This window comes from Gracilibacillus thailandensis, assembly GCF_010994055.1.
In the GTDB taxonomy this organism is placed as follows: domain Bacteria; phylum Bacillota; class Bacilli; order Bacillales; family Amphibacillaceae; genus Gracilibacillus; species Gracilibacillus lacisalsi.
The window spans coordinates 26251-44348 of the sequence record NZ_WJID01000009.1; the positions used below are offsets into that span (position 1 = coordinate 26251).

General features: G+C 37.6%; 15 protein-coding genes. 4 read left to right on the plus strand and 11 right to left on the minus strand.

The genetic code is table 11. From position 1 onward, the window contains the following. Entirely contained in the window at window positions 1–1539 is a 1539-nt protein-coding gene (locus GH715_RS03890) for a response regulator transcription factor (protein ID WP_153834326.1), read from the minus strand. Beyond that, window positions 1532–2197 carry a YesL family protein gene (locus tag GH715_RS03895; RefSeq protein ID WP_153834327.1) on the minus strand — a complete coding sequence of 222 codons (666 nt, stop codon included), beginning with the start codon at window positions 2195–2197 and terminating at the stop codon, window positions 1532–1534. Before GH715_RS03895 ends, GH715_RS03890 begins: the two co-directional genes overlap by 8 nt. Window positions 2198–2402: 205 nt before the next feature. Here GH715_RS03895 and GH715_RS03900 point away from each other — a divergent pair, with 205 nt between their 5' ends. Continuing rightward, a complete protein-coding gene (locus GH715_RS03900; RefSeq protein ID WP_153834328.1) occupies window positions 2403–3542 on the plus strand; it encodes a family 8 glycosyl hydrolase in 1140 nt (379 codons plus the stop codon). A gap of 85 nt (window positions 3543–3627) precedes the next feature. Here the strand turns inward: GH715_RS03900 and xylB are convergent, their stop codons facing one another. Both xylB and xylA read right to left on the minus strand, forming a co-directional pair. After that, window positions 3628–5127 (minus strand): xylulokinase, encoded by a 1500-nt coding sequence (xylB, locus tag GH715_RS03905; protein WP_163578444.1) that lies wholly within the window; start codon window positions 5125–5127, stop codon window positions 3628–3630. 108 nt (window positions 5128–5235) lie between these two features. Further along, entirely contained in the window at window positions 5236–6561 is a 1326-nt protein-coding gene (gene xylA / locus GH715_RS03910) for a xylose isomerase (RefSeq protein WP_153834329.1), read from the minus strand. A 161-nt stretch (window positions 6562–6722) separates the two neighbouring features. Here xylA and GH715_RS03915 point away from each other — a divergent pair, with 161 nt between their 5' ends. The 3 genes from GH715_RS03915 (at window position 6723) to GH715_RS03925 (ending at window position 9978) form a co-directional block, all read left to right on the plus strand. Next, entirely contained in the window at window positions 6723–7898 is a 1176-nt protein-coding gene (locus tag GH715_RS03915) for an ROK family transcriptional regulator (protein ID WP_153834330.1), read from the plus strand. A gap of 183 nt (window positions 7899–8081) precedes the next feature. Continuing rightward, window positions 8082–8954: a superoxide dismutase gene (locus GH715_RS03920; protein WP_153834331.1), complete on the plus strand. Its 873-nt coding sequence runs from the start codon at window positions 8082–8084 to the stop codon at window positions 8952–8954. Window positions 8955–9027: 73 nt separating this feature from the next. Continuing rightward, on the plus strand, window positions 9028–9978 hold the full coding sequence (locus GH715_RS03925) for a nuclease-related domain-containing protein (protein WP_163578445.1): 951 nt from the start codon (window positions 9028–9030) through the stop codon (window positions 9976–9978). 253 nt (window positions 9979–10231) lie between these two features. Here the strand turns inward: GH715_RS03925 and GH715_RS03930 are convergent, their stop codons facing one another. The 7 genes from GH715_RS03930 to GH715_RS03960 are packed head-to-tail and all read right to left on the minus strand — an operon-like array spanning window position 10232 to window position 18030. Continuing rightward, the gene (locus tag GH715_RS03930; RefSeq protein ID WP_153834333.1) at window positions 10232–11740 is read right to left on the minus strand and encodes a GH39 family glycosyl hydrolase; all 1509 of its coding nucleotides are present in this window, start codon (window positions 11738–11740) and stop codon (window positions 10232–10234) included. Further along, window positions 11737–12381, minus strand: a complete 645-nt coding sequence (locus GH715_RS03935; protein WP_153834334.1) for a bifunctional 4-hydroxy-2-oxoglutarate aldolase/2-dehydro-3-deoxy-phosphogluconate aldolase — start codon at window positions 12379–12381, stop codon at window positions 11737–11739. The genes GH715_RS03930 and GH715_RS03935 overlap by 4 nt, the downstream gene beginning before the upstream one ends. A gap of 11 nt (window positions 12382–12392) precedes the next feature. Beyond that, entirely contained in the window at window positions 12393–13349 is a 957-nt protein-coding gene (locus GH715_RS03940) for a sugar kinase (RefSeq protein ID WP_153834335.1), read from the minus strand. Window positions 13350–13351: 2 nt separating this feature from the next. Then, complete coding sequence (locus GH715_RS03945; protein ID WP_153834336.1) at window positions 13352–14197, minus strand: SDR family oxidoreductase; 846 nt, start codon at window positions 14195–14197, stop codon at window positions 13352–13354. Beyond that, a complete protein-coding gene (uxuA, locus tag GH715_RS03950; protein WP_153834337.1) occupies window positions 14166–15272 on the minus strand; it encodes a mannonate dehydratase in 1107 nt (368 codons plus the stop codon). The genes GH715_RS03945 and uxuA overlap by 32 nt, the downstream gene beginning before the upstream one ends. 17 nt (window positions 15273–15289) lie before the next feature. Next, window positions 15290–17335, minus strand: a complete 2046-nt coding sequence (locus tag GH715_RS03955; RefSeq protein ID WP_153834338.1) for an alpha-glucuronidase family glycosyl hydrolase — start codon at window positions 17333–17335, stop codon at window positions 15290–15292. A gap of 17 nt (window positions 17336–17352) precedes the next feature. After that, entirely contained in the window at window positions 17353–18030 is a 678-nt protein-coding gene (locus GH715_RS03960; RefSeq protein ID WP_153834339.1) for a GntR family transcriptional regulator, read from the minus strand. Window positions 18031–18098 lie beyond the last annotated feature (68 nt).

Here is an 18098-nt window from a genome sequence, read left to right on the forward strand (position 1 = left end):
CTAGCTGATTCGATCCATTAATTTTTTTCGATATTGTGAAGGAGTGGTTCCAACAATCTTTTCAAATTGGGTAACAAAATAATCCGGATTATTAAATCCAACATTTTCTGCCACTTCATACACTTTTAAATCGGTCGTTCGTAAGAGTTTCTTAGCTTCATCCATTCTTACCGTTAAGATGTAATCCTTAAAATAAACACCATAAGTTTTTTTAAACAATTGCCCCATGTATACCGGATTCATAAAAAATTTGTTCGCAATCGATTTTAGTGTTATCGGTTGATCGTAATGCGTATGGATGTATTTCTTGATTTGATAAATCGTTCCTTTCACATTGTTTTGATTTAATTTAGCCAGAATGTTGGCTGCATCTTTGATAAAATCTCCCCATAAAACTTGTAATTGCTGAAGACTTAAAGAATATTGATCCCACTCTAACATTTCTTTTAAATTGGCGATTTCCTGTTCATTTCCATCTGATTCTTTTATCGATTTAAGAATTTTATGATTGAGACGATTGACCATGGTTCGCCAAGCATCTTTAGCAAACTTCATTTCTTTGCAAGCTTGTAACATTTTATTTAATTGTTTGTCGATCTTTTCATGATTGTTTTCTTCTACACATTCCATCATTTTGTCATAGTAGACCTGATCCAGATCGATGAAAAAAACATCTTTTTCAGCAATCATAGCAGCAGTAATAATCGGCTTATCAACTAAATATTTGAATTGCACACACTTTTTGGCTGTCTTATACGAAGTAGTTAAGTCCTCGACTTTCTGGACTGTTTCACCACAATAAATATGCATATCTAAATCTGCATGTCGATACCACTCATCGAGAAATTGATCTAGCGTTTGATTATTCGCAGACAAAAATTTGTTATTGATTACTAAGCCAAAACAATTGATATTATCTTCAAAACAGATAAAATGATTTTGTGCTTCCATCGAAAGCAATACATTTTCTAATTGTTCAAAGCTTTCCTGATAATCGATATTTAATCCGTTTAACTCGACTTTTATAAATGTATACGCCGTCTCTTCTAAGAAAGGATGCTGCCATTCATTTGATAGATTACATTCTTTGTCACATAAAAGGAACTTTTTCAATTCTGATACCGTTTCCATTTTATCTTCCAATTGTTTGGTTTCATACTCAACTTCGATCGAATTAGCTATTTTCTTTAATGTTTGATGAATTTCATCTTGATCAACAGGTTTCAAAATAAAATCTTTTACTCCATAACGAAGTGCGCGCTGTGCATATTTAAAATCGTTATACCCACTAATAACAATAAAATAAGGAGATTGGAATAACATTTCTTTCGCATGTTTAATTAAATCTAAACCATCTAAGACAGGCATTCTGATATCGGTTAACACAAGGTCTGGCTGAAGTTCTTTTATTTCCGCCAATGCATCTTCTCCATTTCCTGCTTCCCCGCAGACTGTAAAGCCATATGATTCCCAATCTATCAATGTTTTGATTCCTTTACGAACAAAGACATCATCATCAACCAAATAGACTTTATGCATGCTTCTTCTCCCCTTTCACATATTTTTTCTCTAATAAGCTTTGCTGCCTGTTTTCAAAGCTTTCAAAGGCAAATATCGCTGCCCGAGTGACAATATAAAAAGTGAAGCTAACACCAACTACAGGGAGTAGACCAGGAATAAACCTCCATATATATTGCAGTAAAAATAAAGCAATAAACATTGCTATCGTAACCAATGGACTGAATAATCCTAATACAATCGCATGCTTAAATGTTTGCCGTATCGATAAGTCGAAATGTGAAAAGGTTGGAAATATGTACAATATCGTAATCGTGTAAATAATCCCAATGACGATAAATAAGACTAGAAATAATGATTGAAAGGTTGAAGTATGTTGCATAATCCACTGAAAATCAACAAATAAAATATAGCCAATGATCGTCAATAGATAGCCAATTATGTTTGACTGGATAAATGTGTGCTTATAAGCTTTAAAAAACGTTTTGTTAAAAGCAATACCATCCTTTCGTACACACCACTCCCTAATGGTAGTCACTAAAGCCGCTGTTGCTGGAAATATACCAAGAACAATCAAGCCAACAAGTGACATCATTACCCACAACAAATTTAAATACATGATCCACATCAACCATTCCAAAAAACGATAAAATCCGTTGGAATTCACTGTTTTTGCCATGATGATTCCTCCTCTCTTGAAAACGCTTTAAAAATCAAAGAAAAAAATATACTTTGTTCATTCGATAGACATACTTATTATAGTATAATATGAGTCAAAAGAAAAGTGGGTTTTCGATTTATCGTGATTATTTTGCCCACGAAATCTCCACTAATCTATTTTATTGTATAAGTATCCCATGCAGAACAGCAGAAGGAGGAGTTTGATGAGTTACACAGCTACATTTACAAACAGAAACTATCGGAACGTATGGAAAGAATATGGGTATGACGAGGAGCTAATCAATCGTAAAGTAGAGAATACATGGAAACTCTTATTTGATTCCTCACACCCGGAAACACAAATCTATTTTCCTGTCGGTGATGACCTAGGTTATATGCTTGATACCGGAAATGACGACGTTCGGACAGAAGGTATGTCCTATGGAATGATGATGGCAGTCCAAATGGATGATCAAGATATTTTCGATCGGCTATGGAAGTGGTCCATGACTTATATGTATATGGAAGAAGGAGAAAATGCTGGCTACTTTGCCTGGTCATGTGCACCAGATGGTTCAAAGAATGCTTATGGCCCTGCCCCAGACGGTGAAGAATATTTTGCATTAGCACTGTTTTTCGCTTCCCATCGATGGGGTGACGGAACTGGAATCTATCAATATAGTAAGCATGCAAAGGATTTATTACATCGTTGTATTCATAAAGGAGAAAATAATGATGGCTATCCCATGTGGAATCCAGAGAACAAACTGATAAAGTTTGTTCCTAGCGTAGAATTTTCTGATCCCTCTTATCACTTACCACATTTTTATGAATTGTTTGCCCTATGGAGTTATGAGGAAGATCGTAATTTTTGGAAGGAAGCTGCCATCGCTAGTAGGCAATATATTGCAAAGTCGGCACACCCGATAACCGGTTTAGCTCCAGAATATGCTTTTTATGATGGTTCACCTAATCATATTAGAGGGTTCGGCCATTTCTTCAGTGATTCTTACCGTGTTGCCTGTAATATTGGACTAGATTATGAATGGTTTCAAGATAATGCTTGTCCAGTCGTCGTCGCGGAAAAGATTCAGGCATTCTTTGCTGATAAAGATCCTGAGGATTACAGAAGGTATAAAATTGACGGAGAACCTTTTGATGAAAAAGCACTTCATCCAGTTGGACTGATCGCTGCCAATGCTATGGCATCATTAGCGACAAGCGGTGACAATGCGAAAAAAGCTGTTGATCTATTTTGGAATACCCCCGTCAGAACAGGAAAGAGAAGATACTATGATAACTGTCTTTACTTTTTCAGTCTTTTAGCATTAAGTGGAAGATTTAAAATTTGGTTTCCATCATAAATAAGGATATGGATTGATAGGGTAGGCAGTATTATACTGTGATTATACTAAAAAGCCAAGGAAATTAACCCTTGGCTTTTTAGTATTATTTTCTAAAGTCCATCAAATCTTGATTTAATTGCTGTGTTTGTTGATACACATCTTGATACAACTTAAATAACTGTTTATATTTTTCCACGTTGTCTGGATTTGGCTGATAGGTTTCAGCATCTTCTAAAATGGCATCTGCACATTCTTTTAATGAAGGATACCAGCCGGAACCATAGGCAGCAAGCATCGCAGCTCCCATTCCAGGGCCCTGCTCACTTTTTAATTTGACAATATTGGCATCAAAGATATCAGCTTGCATCTGTAGCCAATCTGGATTCTTCGCTCCACCACCAATCGAATAGATCGTATCGATTTGTTTGCCATTTTCTCTAAAGATCGCAATCGATTCGTTAAGGGAAAATGTAATTCCTTCTAATACAGCACGGGCAAAATCCTTCAATGTATGGGAACTGTCCATACCAATAAAGCTACCGCGAATTTGTGAATCAGCATGTGGTGTTCGTTCCCCTACAAGATAAGGCGTGAAAAGCAAACCATTTGCACCAGCAGGTACTTTACCAACACCGTCTAACAGCTCTTCAAAGCTTTGTTCTGCTGCAAATGTTGTTTTAAACCAATTTAAGCTATGCCCAGCTGCTAACGTAACACCCATGGCATAATATGCATCCTGTTCACCATGGTTAAAATAGTGTACTTTTCCTTTATAGTCTTTATCACCTGTTGGTTCATAGGAAAGTACCACACCAGATGTTCCAATACTTGCAAAAGTTTTCCCTTCAGATAATATACCTGAGCCGATCGCACCGCAGGCATTATCCGCTCCACCAGCAAACACATCTGTATCTGCAGATAATCCAGTTTCAGTTGCAATCTCTGACGTTATTTTTCCGACATTGTGATGTGAATCAACTAGTGGTGGACAAATCGAAACATCTAAGTCAAGTAAGTCACAGATTTCTTTGCTCCACTCTTTTTTCGCTACATTTAATAAACTGGTACCAGCTGCGTCAGAGTAATCCATATGCACTTGCTCTGTTAAGCGGTAACGCACATAATCCTTAGGTAAAACGAATGTTTTTGCTTTCGCAAAGATTTCCGGCTCATGTTCTTTCACCCATAAAATTTTTGGTAAGGTAAAGCCTTCTAATGCTAAGTTTTTCGTAATATCAATAAACTTTTCTTTGCCTACTTTTTCATAAATTTCCGCGCATTGTGAAGTTGTACGTGTATCATTCCAAAGAATTGCATTTCGCAACACTTGATTATTTTCATCCAGTAAGACTAATCCGTGCATTTGGCCGGAAAAGCTTAAACCTTCAATGTCAGAAACATCTCCATCAAACTGCTGAACAAGCTTTTTAAGCCCAGCTACAGTTTGTTCGACCCAATCTTCTGGTTTTTGCTCAGAATAGCCTGTTTTCTCCTGAATTAATGGATAATCCTTCGAAACTTCCTGAACTACTTCGCCAGCTTTATTAACTAATAGCAGCTTAACTGCACTTGTGCCGAGATCGACACCGATTACATAACTCACAGCGACACCTCTCCTTTTGGTTATAATTCACAACCAATACAACTCCTATATCGAAGTAAAGACTTAGCTATGCACAAGCTCAGCTAAGTCTTCTTCTTACTGCTTATCTTATTGATCAGCGTATGCGTTTAATAAGTATTGATTGATCGTTGCTTTGATTAGTTCTAAGCGACCTGATTTATTTTTGATTTCTTTTAGGTTTAGTGCATGTTCTTCTAGTGATTTGAAGTCTGCTTTACCTTCTACGATATCTTTACCGATACCTTCTTTAAAGCTTGCATAACGGTCATCAATGATTTTTTCAAATACTTGGTCTTCTACTAATTTGTTAGCTACTTTGTAACCAACTGCAAAGTGATCCATACCTGCAATATGTGCAAGGAATAGGTCGTCTTGTTCAAATGAACCACGACGTACTTTGGCATCGAAGTTTAGACCACCAGATCCAAGTCCACCGTTTTTGATGATTTCATACATTGCTAATGTTGTAGAATAGATATCTGCAGGGAACTCATCTGTATCCCAACCTAATAATGGGTCACCTTGGTTAGCATCCACAGATCCTAGTAAGCCGTTAACACGTGCATAGCGAAGCTCGTGTTCGAATGTATGACCAGCAAGTGTCGCGTGGTTTGCTTCAATATTTAATTTGAAATGATCCTCTAGTCCATATTTCAATAAGAACGCATGTGCCGATTGAGAATCAAAGTCATATTGGTGTGTTGTTGGCTCTTTTGGTTTTGGCTCAATTAGGAACTGTGCATCAAAGCCGATTTCTTTCGCATAATCTACTGCCATGTGGAAGAAACGTCCAAGGTTGTCTTGCTCTAATCCTAAATCAGTGTTAAGTAGTGTTTCGTAACCTTCACGGCCACCCCAGAATACGTAGTTTTCTCCACCAAGCTCTTTACCGATTTCTAATTGTTTCTTTACTTTCGCTGCTGCATATGCGAATACATCTGCATTGCTAGAAGATGCTGCACCATGAACAAAGCGTGGATTTGTAAAGTTGTTTGCTGTGTTCCAAAGCAGTTTTACATCGCTATCTTTCTTATAATCCTTGATCATTTCAACAATTGTATCAAGGTTTTGATTTGTTTCACGTAGTGTTGCACCTTCAGGGGCAATATCAACATCATGGAAACAGAAGTACTTCACACCTAATTTTTCAAAGAATTCAAATGCTGCTTCCACTCTTGCTTTAGCACGATCCATACCATCATACTTATCCCAGTTACGAATTGCTGTACCTGTACCAAATGGATCTGATAAATCTTCCGTAAATGTGTGCCAGTAAGCTACACCAAAACGAAGGAATTCTTCCATTGTTTTACCATTGATCTTCTCTTCCGGATTATAAAATTTAAATGCTAACGGGTTAGTTGACTTTGGACCTTCATATTTAATTTTGTCAACGTTTTCAAACCATGTCATTTATACATACCTCCAAGTTATATCCATTACGGATTTGATTTCGTGATTATTATAGCAACTACATTTAAGTTTGTCTAGCGAATAAACAAAGATTATAGAATAATTTTTTTAATTATGTTAAAATGAAGTTAATTTATTAAGTTAAGGGATGAGTGAGCAGATTGAGTCAAACGTGGAATCAGCATGTCGTAAAGAAAGAGAACAAAGCACTAGTTCTTAAAACTATTCAAGAAAGAGCACCTATCTCTCGAGCAACAATTGCAAATGTTACCGGTTTAAACAAAGGAACTGTTTCATCACTTGTAAGTGAACTAATAGATGAAAAATTAATCCATGAATCTGGTACAGGTAAATCCAGTGGTGGCAGACGACCAGTGATGTTACTTTTAAATGAAACTGCTGGATTTACTATTTCAGTTGATCTCGGTGTTAAAAGTATTTTAGGTGTGTTAACCGATCTTCGTGGTAATATTTTGTCGGAGAAAAAAATCCGCTTTAGCCAGGAAGATTTCGATGAAGTATTGGCATTGCTATATCAATTAATTGATGGATTAAAGAACGATGCCCCGGAATCTGAATACGGAATTGTCGGTATCGGTATCGGTGTACCAGGTGTTGTTACAACGGAAGGCGAAATTTTATTGGCACCAAATCTCGGTTGGAAAAAAGTCCCGCTCCAACAAATTCTATTTGACCACTACAATGTCCCTGTTACAGTGGAAAATGAAGCAAATGCCGGGGCATATGGTGAAAAAGTGTACGGAGTCGGACAAATGTCGGGTGAGTTAGTCTATACAAGTATTAGTATTGGTATTGGTGTCGGCTTGATTTTAGAAGGTAAATTGTATAAAGGATTAAGAGGCTTCTCTGGTGAACTTGGACACATGACAATTCAGAAGGATGGTGCAGATTGTCGATGTGGAAACCAAGGTTGTTGGGAGCTTTATGCTTCTGAACAAGCATTACTTGACCAAGCAGAAGCAGCTGGATTTAAAGATATTACGGTTGATCATTTGATCGAAGCTGCTGATCAAGGTGACGCAAAAGCAATACAGTTATTAGAAAATGTAGGCGACTATTTAGGTGTTGGAATTACTAATATTATTCATATTTTTAATCCAGAGCAAGTAGTTGTCGGTAATACATTGCGCCAGGCCGAAAAGTATATTATGCCTGCCATAGAAAAAAGAATTGAAAAAAACGCAATCGGTTTTAACAAGAATGATGTTCAGTTAAACGTAGCTAAACTGAAGAACCATTCTACCGTAATGGGAATGGCTGCCTTTAATATTGAGAAGTTTTTTACGGAAACTGGGAATGAACCTGTCATGCATTAAATTTTAATTTCATAATATTTGTACATGCAGCTGGACTACATGCCCATTCCTTTGGGTCCTTACGTATCCAGCTGCTTTTCGCTCTTTACCTCTCCTTTCGTACTCCGTTACTATTTTTCAATGAGATCTACTAATACATTCACCCCATTTAGGCCTTTTTCATATGCTACATGGGGTGATGACATGAATAAAGAATACAAAGAATATCTTGAAAACTTGTTGAACTGGGGAGAAAAGCTGAAACAAACTATTCATCAGAGTGAGCTTTTAGACGATGAAAAAATGCATGCCTTAAAACAAGTGGAAAAATGGCAAGGAAATATTTACGAATTATTAGACCAAGAAGAAGCCGAGGCAAATCCGGAAAGAATGTTAGATTTAAGAGCAGAGGGTGAACATTTGATCCAAGAAATACAAGGTTCTTCCAATCGAGAGAGTGTGCCTTATGGTAAGCATAAACTGCCTCCTTTGCCTTATGCTTATAATGCATTGGAACCTTATATTAGTGAGCAAATTATGCGTCTACATCACACAAAACACCACCAGTCCTATGTTGACGGATTAAATAAAGCGGAAGAAGCCTTATACACCGGTAAAAAAGGCAAAGATCCGATCAAGCATTGGTTAAGAGAACAAGCATTTAATGGTTCCGGTCATTATTTGCATACCATCTTCTGGTATAACATGACACCAAACAGTAAAAAGAAACCATCTGGTGAAATACTCAAACAAATCGAAAAAGATTTTGGCTCATGGAATAGCTTTAAAAAGTTGTTCACTGCTGCCGCCGAATCAGTAGAGGGTAATGGGTGGGCAGCATTATTGTGGTCACCGAGAAGTGGTAAACTAGCGATTCAAACGTTTGAGAAACATCAATTATTTCAATTACCAGACACTATTCCTTTATTAGTGCTAGATGTTTGGGAGCATGCCTATTACTTGCAACACCAAAACGATAAAGCATCCTATATAGAAAATTGGTGGAATGTTGTGAATTGGGATAATGTGAATGATAGATTAAAAGAAGCTAAAAAAGTCAAATGGAAATTATTTTAAAATGAATGAAGCGATATTTTTATCGCTTCATTCCGACTTTTTTGTTATACTCACTAGGAGAGGAGATGATTCATTGATATTAAAACCCCCACAAAAAACGAAATCATTGTTACAGTTAGAAATACTACAAGATCGTTACCTCGAAGTACCTCCTGATATTGTAGATGCATTCGGTCGTGAACTAGCAGGTTACCTCGGAGAAAAAAGCTTACCTTATTACATGAACCTCACATCATTACATTCCCATTATGATTTATATAACTTGCGTCTTGAGCATAATAGACACCATTTTCAAATGGATGGATTATTCCTTTTTTCGAACTTTCTTTTGATAATAGAAGTTAAACATCTAATAGGAAAGATAATGCTAAATGATGCCCATCAACTGATTCAATCGAAAGATACTGAAGAAAAAGTTTATGATAACCCCATCATGCAAGCTGCTTTACAAAAAGAACAACTACATTCATTACTGTCAAAATCAGGCTACCACTCCATTCCTATTCACACTTTAGTCGTTTTCACACATAAAAAAGTAAACCTATCGATTGATCATCCAGATATAATCACTTCTCAACTACTACCATTTCGGCTGAAAAAACTTTCGAAGGATTTTCCTAACCATATACTAACAATGGATCAGTTGCTCACCCTTGGAAAAGAATTGCTTGCTTTGCATAGTGAAAAAAATTTGAATCTATTACAGGATACACACATAGATTTACGCAATATTCGCCGTGGTGTATTTTGTCCAAAGTGTAAACCTATTGTCATGAAACGCAGACACGGTGGATGGGTCTGTCCAAACTGTAACTATAAAAATCGAGACTGCCACATCTATGCTTTAATTGATTTCATTTATCTCTTTGGAGAATTCATTACAAACAGACAGCTTAGATGGTTCCTTTTAATAGATTCAGAATATACTGCAACTAGAATATTAAAAGATTTAGGTTTAAAAGCAGAAGGTAACACGAAAAACAGAAGGTATAATTTGTTACCTTTGTTGAAATTTCAAAGATAGAACATTTCTTGTTAGAATTGCAAGTTGCACAGCCTTTATGCGATATCTGCTTTTGTTTATTGCGAAATGATGCTCCTTTATTGCGAAATCACCTTTGTTTATTGCGAAATGGTGCTCCTTTATTGCGAAATCACCTTTGTTTATTGCGAAATGGTGCTCCTTTATTGCGAAATCACCTTTGTTTATTGCGAAACACTTCTGGAACTATTAATTGGAAATCCGGTGTGATCTCCTTGATGCACACCGGATTACTTTATGAATATGAATCAATCAAGCTATCATCCAGCCCTGGGTACGAAGGTGTTTCATCCTTCAATAATTCTACTTCAATTAATTTTACTTCATTTTTTGTTAATTGAACGTCTAGTTGTAATCCTACATCGTTAGCATGCTCTTGAAAGGATTCAAATAGTGGTACTGCACTTTGTTTTAAAGTTTCCACTTGTGCTTTTGATGGAAAACGCGGTCGGCCCATCTCTTGCCATACTCGCCATGGATTGGCATGTTTTTCACTGATTGATTTAGAAGAGACAAAATACTTCCCGTTAGCTAAAGGCAATTGAATGTTTATTACACGATTATGATCATCACCTTTCTCCATCACTAAATTCCAGACAACAAGCGAAATATTCCCATCATTCTTTTCTGTAACAAGGATGTGATCATCTCGATATAAAACCTTACTTCCTAATCGATTAAAAAAGGCAAATAAATGATAGGTTGGCTTTCGTACATTACCTAAGCCCATCAAGCCAAAGCCTCCATGAAATTGCGCTTTCGGTACATCTAGTTCCTCGAAAATATCACTGAATGTCCAATATGAGAAGGAATCAACATGATCGCCACCTTCACTTAAAATCTTTGCTAAATAGGCAGCATTTAACGTTGTATCATGAACCGGATTTATCGGACTGTAAGATGTATTGTATTCCGTTATATGAAAAGGTAGATCAGGAAAATCGGAGTCTTTAATCAACTGTCTAACATTTTTAAACTCAGCTAACATCTTATCTGGTTCAGCCAGTTCTTGATAGTAATAATCCGCTGTTACTTTATGTGGTGAACGTGATGTGTAGGCATGGCGTGAAACAAAATCAACAGGCACGTTTTCGTTTTTACAAAAGGTCAAAAAGTCTGTAATCCATTCATCTGATCCACCACAAATTGCCGGTCCTCCTACTTGGATCTGCTGATCAATCGATTTAATCGCATTAGCTGTCACTTGATATAATTTAAAATATTCTTCTTTGTCAGCATCTTTCCAAAAATTTACGAGATTCGGTTCATTCCAGATTTCGAACGGCCATGTTAACACTTCTTCTCTACCATAACGGTCGATAAAGTGTTGTGTTACTGCTTTGATTAAGTCTTCCCATTTTTGATAATCATTTGGTGGTGTGACATTGCCTTCCCAGGCAAAAATCGTTTGATGATCAGAAGCTAATAATTTTGGCATAAATCCAATTTCAACGAAAGGCTTTAGGCCAAGCTCTAGAAATGAATCGAAAATACGATCTATATAGGTAAAGTTATAAAAAGGTCGCTTCTCTCCATCAACTTCGATCTCCCGGTAAATCCCGATATCATCATGTAACAGACCATGACCTCTAATATAGGAAAAGCCAATTTCATCTTGTACTGTCTTTAAGTGCTCCAAATATTCCTGTTGTAAAGCTAAACCTAAGCGACCAGTACCGATACATTTCTTCCAATTATCCAAAAAAATAGCTTCACTTTCTCTTTTCACCTGAATTGTGGTCATCTTCCGTTCCTTCCTTTCTCCACCGCTTCGATAAATGCTTTTGCTTTGTTGGTTAAATCAGCTAAATAGTTGTCTGTAATCTGATCGGCCTGTTTAACTAATGTACTCCCAGCTCCTACTGCAACTGCTCCCGCCTTGATGTAGTCACTAGTATTATTGATATCAACGCCGCCAGTAGGCATTATGGGAATATGTGGAAGCGGACCTTTGATATCTTTAAAAAATCTCGGGCCTACTACACTAGCAGGAAAGACTTTAATCATATCTGCCCCTTTTTCATAGGCTGTTAAAATTTCAGTCGGTGTAAAGGCACCGGCTACAGATACTGCTCCATATCGTTTCGTCATTTCAATTGTTTCTTCCCTTACTGTTGGCGAGAAAATAAACGATGCACCGGCCATTAAGGCTGCACGTGCTGTTTCTGCATCAAGTACAGTACCTGCTCCAACCATTACCTCGTCACCTAATTCATCTTTTACTTTCTCTATAAGTGTTAACACTTTAGGTGTTTCCACGGTTATTTCAAGCGATGTTACCCCACCATCACGTAATGCTTGTGCAATCGGAATAATTGTTTCAGGTGTGGTTTTACGCATTACCGCTACTACACCAGTGTCTAACATCCTTTGTAATACAGTCATTTGTATTCAACCTACCTTTTGACATCGATATTATCTTGCTGGAACATAAATTGATGTAACGCTTCTTGATCTGGTAATCCTTCGTAATCACCTTTTACTTGTGTTTGCATTGCCCCTACAGCATTCGCACGCTTGACCGCATCGCTTAACGGAAGTTGATCAAGCACACCGGATAAAAATCCTGCCACGAAGCCATCACCCGCTCCGACAGGGTCGATCACTTGTGGAACTGGAAATCCCTCAATATATCCGCTTTCATTTTCAGTCTTAAAAAACGCTCCTTTTTCTCCTAGCTTAATAATAACTGTTTCACAGCCATTAGCTAAAAATTGATCGGCTACCTGTTCTGGATCTTTTTCATCAAATAAGAAGTCCGCCTCTTCTATGCCTGGTAAAACAATATCTGATAACGCCACCATTTCTGTTAGTACAGTTCTTGCTTTTTGTTCTGACCATAGCTTCCTTCTTAAATTCGGGTCAAAAACGACTTTCACCTCGTGTTTACGAGCCAGCTTCATCATTTGAATCACAGTATGGTAGGCAGATTCACTTAAAGCTGGCGTTATTCCGGTTACGTGAAGATATTTGGCATTTTTTATATATGCTTGATCTATATCATCTGTTTGTAAATTACTGGCTGCCGATCCGTTCCGATAATAACTGACACGGATATCATCAGCATGGCGAATCTCTTTAAAATAAAGCCCTGTCGGAAAATCCGGATCTCGATTAACTTGGCTGACATCGACTCCTTCTCCACGCACCGTATTTAAAATGTATGTACCAAATTCATCTTTTCCTAGCTTACTAACCCAGCCTACGTTATGTCCAAGTCGAGCAAGACCTATTGCTACATTCGTCTCGGCTCCACCTACATTTTTGGAAAAGGTCTCTGCATAACGCATCATTGGACTTGATACCGGAGTGAACACAACCATTGATTCACCAATCGTAATGACATCTTGCATAATTACACCCCACTATATGCCATAAATCCGCCATCAACTGGAATACAAGTACCTGTTACAAAACCACTTGCTTCTTCATCAACAAGCCAAAGCAATGTTCCTAATAAATCTTCTGGCGATCCTAGACGCCGCATTGGTGTATGATCAATGATTTTTTGCATACGTGGTGTTGGTGAACCATCTTCATTTGTTAAAAGCGGTCTGTTTTGATCTGTTAAAAAGAAGCCGGGAGCAATCGCATTGACACGTACATTCGCTTCCGCCATATGCACTGCAAGCCATTGTGTAAAATTATTTATCGCAGCTTTGGCCGCACTGTATGCCGGAACTTTTGTCATCGGACTTGGTGCACTCATGGATGAAATGTTGATAACCGTCGTTTTCCGTTCCACCATCCGCTCAGCAAAAACTTGTGTCGGAATCAAGGAACCAATAAAATTAAGATTAAATACCGACGAGAAGCCTTCTGTTGTCATATCAAAAAATGTGCGGATGGAGGGATCTGACAATTCTTCTTTCTCATATTTTTCACTGGCTGTTGTACCGTCAGGATGGTTACCTCCTGCACCATTTATCAGAACGTCACAGGATCCATATGCTTGAAATATTTTTTCTTCGGCTTCCATCACCGCTGCTCGGTCGAGTACATCACAGCCAATTGCCAACGCTTCTCCACCTTGTTCTTTGATATCATCGACTACCTTTTCTGCTTTTTCGTAAGTGCGATTTAATACGGCTACCTTCATGCCTTGACGCGATAATTCCTTAGCCATTGCTCCACACAGGACACCGCCACCTCCAGTAACAACTGCTACTTTATTTTTTAAGTTCGAATGGATTGGTAACATCTGCTTCATCCTTTCCTTTGACTAATTGGTAAGCATCCCATAATCCCCATAAATACATAATGCCAAGCGCTCGATCATATAGCCCATAACCTGGTCTACACTGTTCATCCCAAATATGCCGACCATGATCTGGCCTCGTATAGCCCGTAAAGTTAACATCATGATAAGCTCTAACAATCTCATCAATGCCAATTGAACCATCATTTGTTCGGTGAGATGTTTCAATAAAATTACCATTATCAAATAATTTCACATTACGAATATGAGCAAAATGAATACGATCTTGAAACTCATGAATCATCGAGACGATATCATTATCTCTTCGGACACCTAATGCACCTGAACATAAAGTAATCCCATTATACTTGCTTGGCACCAGACCCATAATATTACGAAGGCGCTCTTGTGTTGTTACTATCCGCGGAAGGCCGAAGATCTCCCATGGTGGATCATCTGGATGAATCGCTAATTTGATATCATACTCTTCACATACTGGAATGACTTTTTGTAAAAAGTATCGTAGATGATCGATTAAATCATCTTCTGTAACGTGCTGATAGGCTGCAAATAGATCCTTTAGTGTCTCTAATCGTTCCGGCTCCCAACCAGGCATTGTATAATCAGGATTTGCAGCAATTTTTTCGACTAATTCTAATGGATCCATATCTGTCACTTTTGCCTTTTCATAAAAAAGTGCTGTCGATTGATCAGGTAAGGAACCAAATAAATCAGTTCTTACCCAATCAAATACTGGCATGAAATTATAACAAATAACTTTTACATTTACTGCCGCTAAATTTTTGATCGTTTCTATATAATTCGTAATATATCGATCACGGTCTGCTCTCCCTAGTTTAATAGATTCATGAATATTGACACTCTCCACCACATCTAGGTGTAATCCATAACGCTCTACTTGTTGCTTTACTTCATAGATGCGGTCTTTCGGCCATATTTCACCTGGAGGAATATCATGCAATGCCCAAACAATACCCTCCACTCCGGGAATTTGTTTAATTTGAGATAATGTTACACTATCATTCCCCTCACCAAACCATCGAAACACCATTCGCATGTTGTCACATCCCTTCTTTAGTAGATGGTTCGTCCGTGTTGATCTGGGATACCAGATTTACGGTAAAAATAGGTATTGATCTGATCACGCCATTCCTTAGCGTTCTCCAGTTGTCGCTCTAAGCGATTCTTCACATTCTCAAACCGCTCTCTATCAATATCGTTGCTTAATCCATTCCATTGCTCGATTAAGCCTTCAACCTGTTCATAGCCTTTATAATGAGTGTCATAGATATGCTGAATCACCGTCTTTCCACTTTTCAACGTATACTTGTATGGTACATGATGAAAAAATAAAAGTAGTTCATCTGGAACTTTATCTAAGTCATTATAAATAGATTGATGCGGTTCTTGATATTGTTCGGTATAACCTGTTCCTGTTTCTTTCGTCCGATCAACTCCAATTCCATCACGATCAGCGAAATGATAGGTTCCCCATTTCGAATACTCATACCCATCAATGTTAGGTCCGTAATGCACACCTGGCGTTACCATCCAGCCTACTCCAAGTGGAGCGGTATAATTTTCATAAATTTCCCATGCGTTTAATAGCATATCTTCAATCGTGTCAAGCACTTCTTGATTCGTACCAAACGTTTGCCTAATCCATTCTTTTGCGATCTCTTCCGAAGTTAATGCTGGATTCCAGGTTAATCTGCCATATCCGTAGAGATTTGCTTGTGCTAAAGTATTTCCTGTCCAGTTTTCATCATCACCAATATTTGAAACTGCTGCTACCCCGCTGTATTTATTGTGATGAATATTCCCGGCTACGATTTCTTCAATGGTTGTTCCCTCTCCCTTAATATGCGTATCAAAGGCAAGGACTTCTTTCCACTGTGGTATTAGATAACATAAATCGATTTGTTGACCAGTATATTCTTGCGCCACTTGAAATTCGATCATTTGATTCGTATTTGGCATCGCCCCAATTAATGGTGAGACAGGCTCTCGCACTTGAAAATCCATTGGTCCATTTTTCACTTGTAAAATCACATTTTCATGGAAACGTCCATCCAGTGGTTTAAAGTGATCATAAGCTGCTCTTGCCCGATCTGTTGACCGATCACGCCAATCCTGTAAGTGGTTATAGACAAAACAGCGCCAGATTACTTTACCTTGAAATGGTTCTAATGCTTCTGCTAACATGTTCGACCCATCGGCATGGTCACGATTATATGTAAAAGGACCAGGTCTATTCTCGGAGTCAGCTTTCACAACAAACCCGCCAAAATCCGGAATATATTCATAGATTTCTTTTGTTTTTTCTTTCCACCAATTTTGCACGTTTTGATCAAGTGGATCTGCCGTATCTAGATCTCCGAGTGTCACTGGGCTGGCAAAGTTGATACTTAGATAAAGTTTGATACCATATGTACGGAAAATACTAGCAATCTCTTGAATTTCAGGAAGATATTTTTTGGTAATAAAATAGGTTTCTTCTTCCCATACGTTGACATTGTTAATCGAAATCGCATTGATACCGACAGAAGACAAAAATCTCGCATAATCTTTGATTCTCGTTTTATCTTCGGCAAATTGATTATTTTGATAGAAAATCGATCGACCGGAATACCCTCTCTCAATACTACCGTCAAAGTTATCCCACTGATTCAGCATTCGAAATTGATTTTTCGGCTGTTCGACTATATCTAATTGAGTGATATCTGCATGAAGCTGCATCAACCTTAACAAATGATGGACTCCATATAAGACAGCAACATCAGAATTACCGGTAATAATTAATTGTTTTTCATCCGATGATAGAAGGAAAGCTTCTTCATTTTTATCTGCTAATTTCGCTTGCTTGCTTTCATCTAGGTGTTGAGCTAGTTTAATCTTGTTACCGATTACAAACCTACTATTATAAGGATCATTCGAAACGTTGAATTTCTTATCAAGCATTTGTGGTACAGCCACAAGCAACTCTTCCTTTGCAGCTTGTAACTGTATACCATCACCTATCACACAAACTTGATCCAACAAAAGTTGGTATTGTTCTTTCACTTTGCTATCTGTTACTGGCTGATATTGTAGCCACATATTATATTTTTTACTATTCATATCTACACTCCTTCTCTCTAAACAAAAAATTCTGGGTTTTGATCTTTCAGCTGATCTTTTTCTATCTCAACGAGCTGTAGATGTTCCATTGCTGCTTTTTCAGCTGTCTCAGGATCTTTGTCAGCTATTGCTTCAAATATATTACGATGCTGAGCGACGATGATTTTCCAATCATGATTGACAGAAAGACGTAGTAGACGTAAACGGTCAAATTGAACATTCATTCGTTTCACCATATTCCATGTTCTATGTTTACCACAACCTCGGTATATTAACTGGTGAAATTCATCATCTAATTCAAATAAGCGTTGATAGGATCCTTTTTCTAATGAAAATTCCTGAAGTGTTAAGTTGGATTCCATTTGTAGCAAATCTTCTTTTTCCATTGTTTCGGCTGCTTCTCTTACAATAGCTTTTTCAATATTTTCTCTGACAAAGCGCCCTTCCTCTACTAATGCTAAATTAATTTTAGTCACAATTGTTCCAATTTGAGGATAGACACCTAGCAATTCTTCCTGATTTAATTGTAGAAAAGCTTCTCTAACTGGTGTTCTGCTAACATTAAGCTTATCTGAGATTTCTTTTTCAGACAGCTTGGTTCCAGGGGCAATTTCACCATTCATAATTTGTGTTTTAATCGTGTTGTACACATAATCCCGTGACGATCCTCTTGTTCTTTGACTTTGAGTGACCATTCCTACACCTTCTTTATACTAGTATGGTAGTTTATATTATACGCTTATTATGTTTAAATTTCAACATC

What these genes read in the sequence shown, in the direction of transcription:
- GH715_RS03890 (WP_153834326.1), bottom strand. Translation starts at nt 1,539, where the DNA reads ATGCATAAAGTCTATTTGGTTGATGATGATGTCTTTGTTCGTAAAGGA.
- GH715_RS03895 (WP_153834327.1), bottom strand. Translation starts at nt 2,197, where the DNA reads ATGGCAAAAACAGTGAATTCCAACGGATTTTATCGTTTTTTGGAATGG.
- GH715_RS03900 (WP_153834328.1), top strand. Translation starts at nt 2,403, where the DNA reads ATGAGTTACACAGCTACATTTACAAACAGAAACTATCGGAACGTATGG.
- xylA (WP_153834329.1), bottom strand. Translation starts at nt 6,561, where the DNA reads ATGACATGGTTTGAAAACGTTGACAAAATTAAATATGAAGGTCCAAAG.
- GH715_RS03920 (WP_153834331.1), top strand. Translation starts at nt 8,082, where the DNA reads ATGAATAAAGAATACAAAGAATATCTTGAAAACTTGTTGAACTGGGGA.
- GH715_RS03930 (WP_153834333.1), bottom strand. Translation starts at nt 11,740, where the DNA reads ATGACCACAATTCAGGTGAAAAGAGAAAGTGAAGCTATTTTTTTGGAT.
- GH715_RS03935 (WP_153834334.1), bottom strand. Translation starts at nt 12,381, where the DNA reads ATGACTGTATTACAAAGGATGTTAGACACTGGTGTAGTAGCGGTAATG.
- GH715_RS03940 (WP_153834335.1), bottom strand. Translation starts at nt 13,349, where the DNA reads ATGCAAGATGTCATTACGATTGGTGAATCAATGGTTGTGTTCACTCCG.
- GH715_RS03945 (WP_153834336.1), bottom strand. Translation starts at nt 14,197, where the DNA reads ATGTTACCAATCCATTCGAACTTAAAAAATAAAGTAGCAGTTGTTACT.
- uxuA (WP_153834337.1), bottom strand. Translation starts at nt 15,272, where the DNA reads ATGCGAATGGTGTTTCGATGGTTTGGTGAGGGGAATGATAGTGTAACA.
- GH715_RS03955 (WP_153834338.1), bottom strand. Translation starts at nt 17,335, where the DNA reads ATGAATAGTAAAAAATATAATATGTGGCTACAATATCAGCCAGTAACA.
- GH715_RS03960 (WP_153834339.1), bottom strand. Translation starts at nt 18,030, where the DNA reads ATGGTCACTCAAAGTCAAAGAACAAGAGGATCGTCACGGGATTATGTG.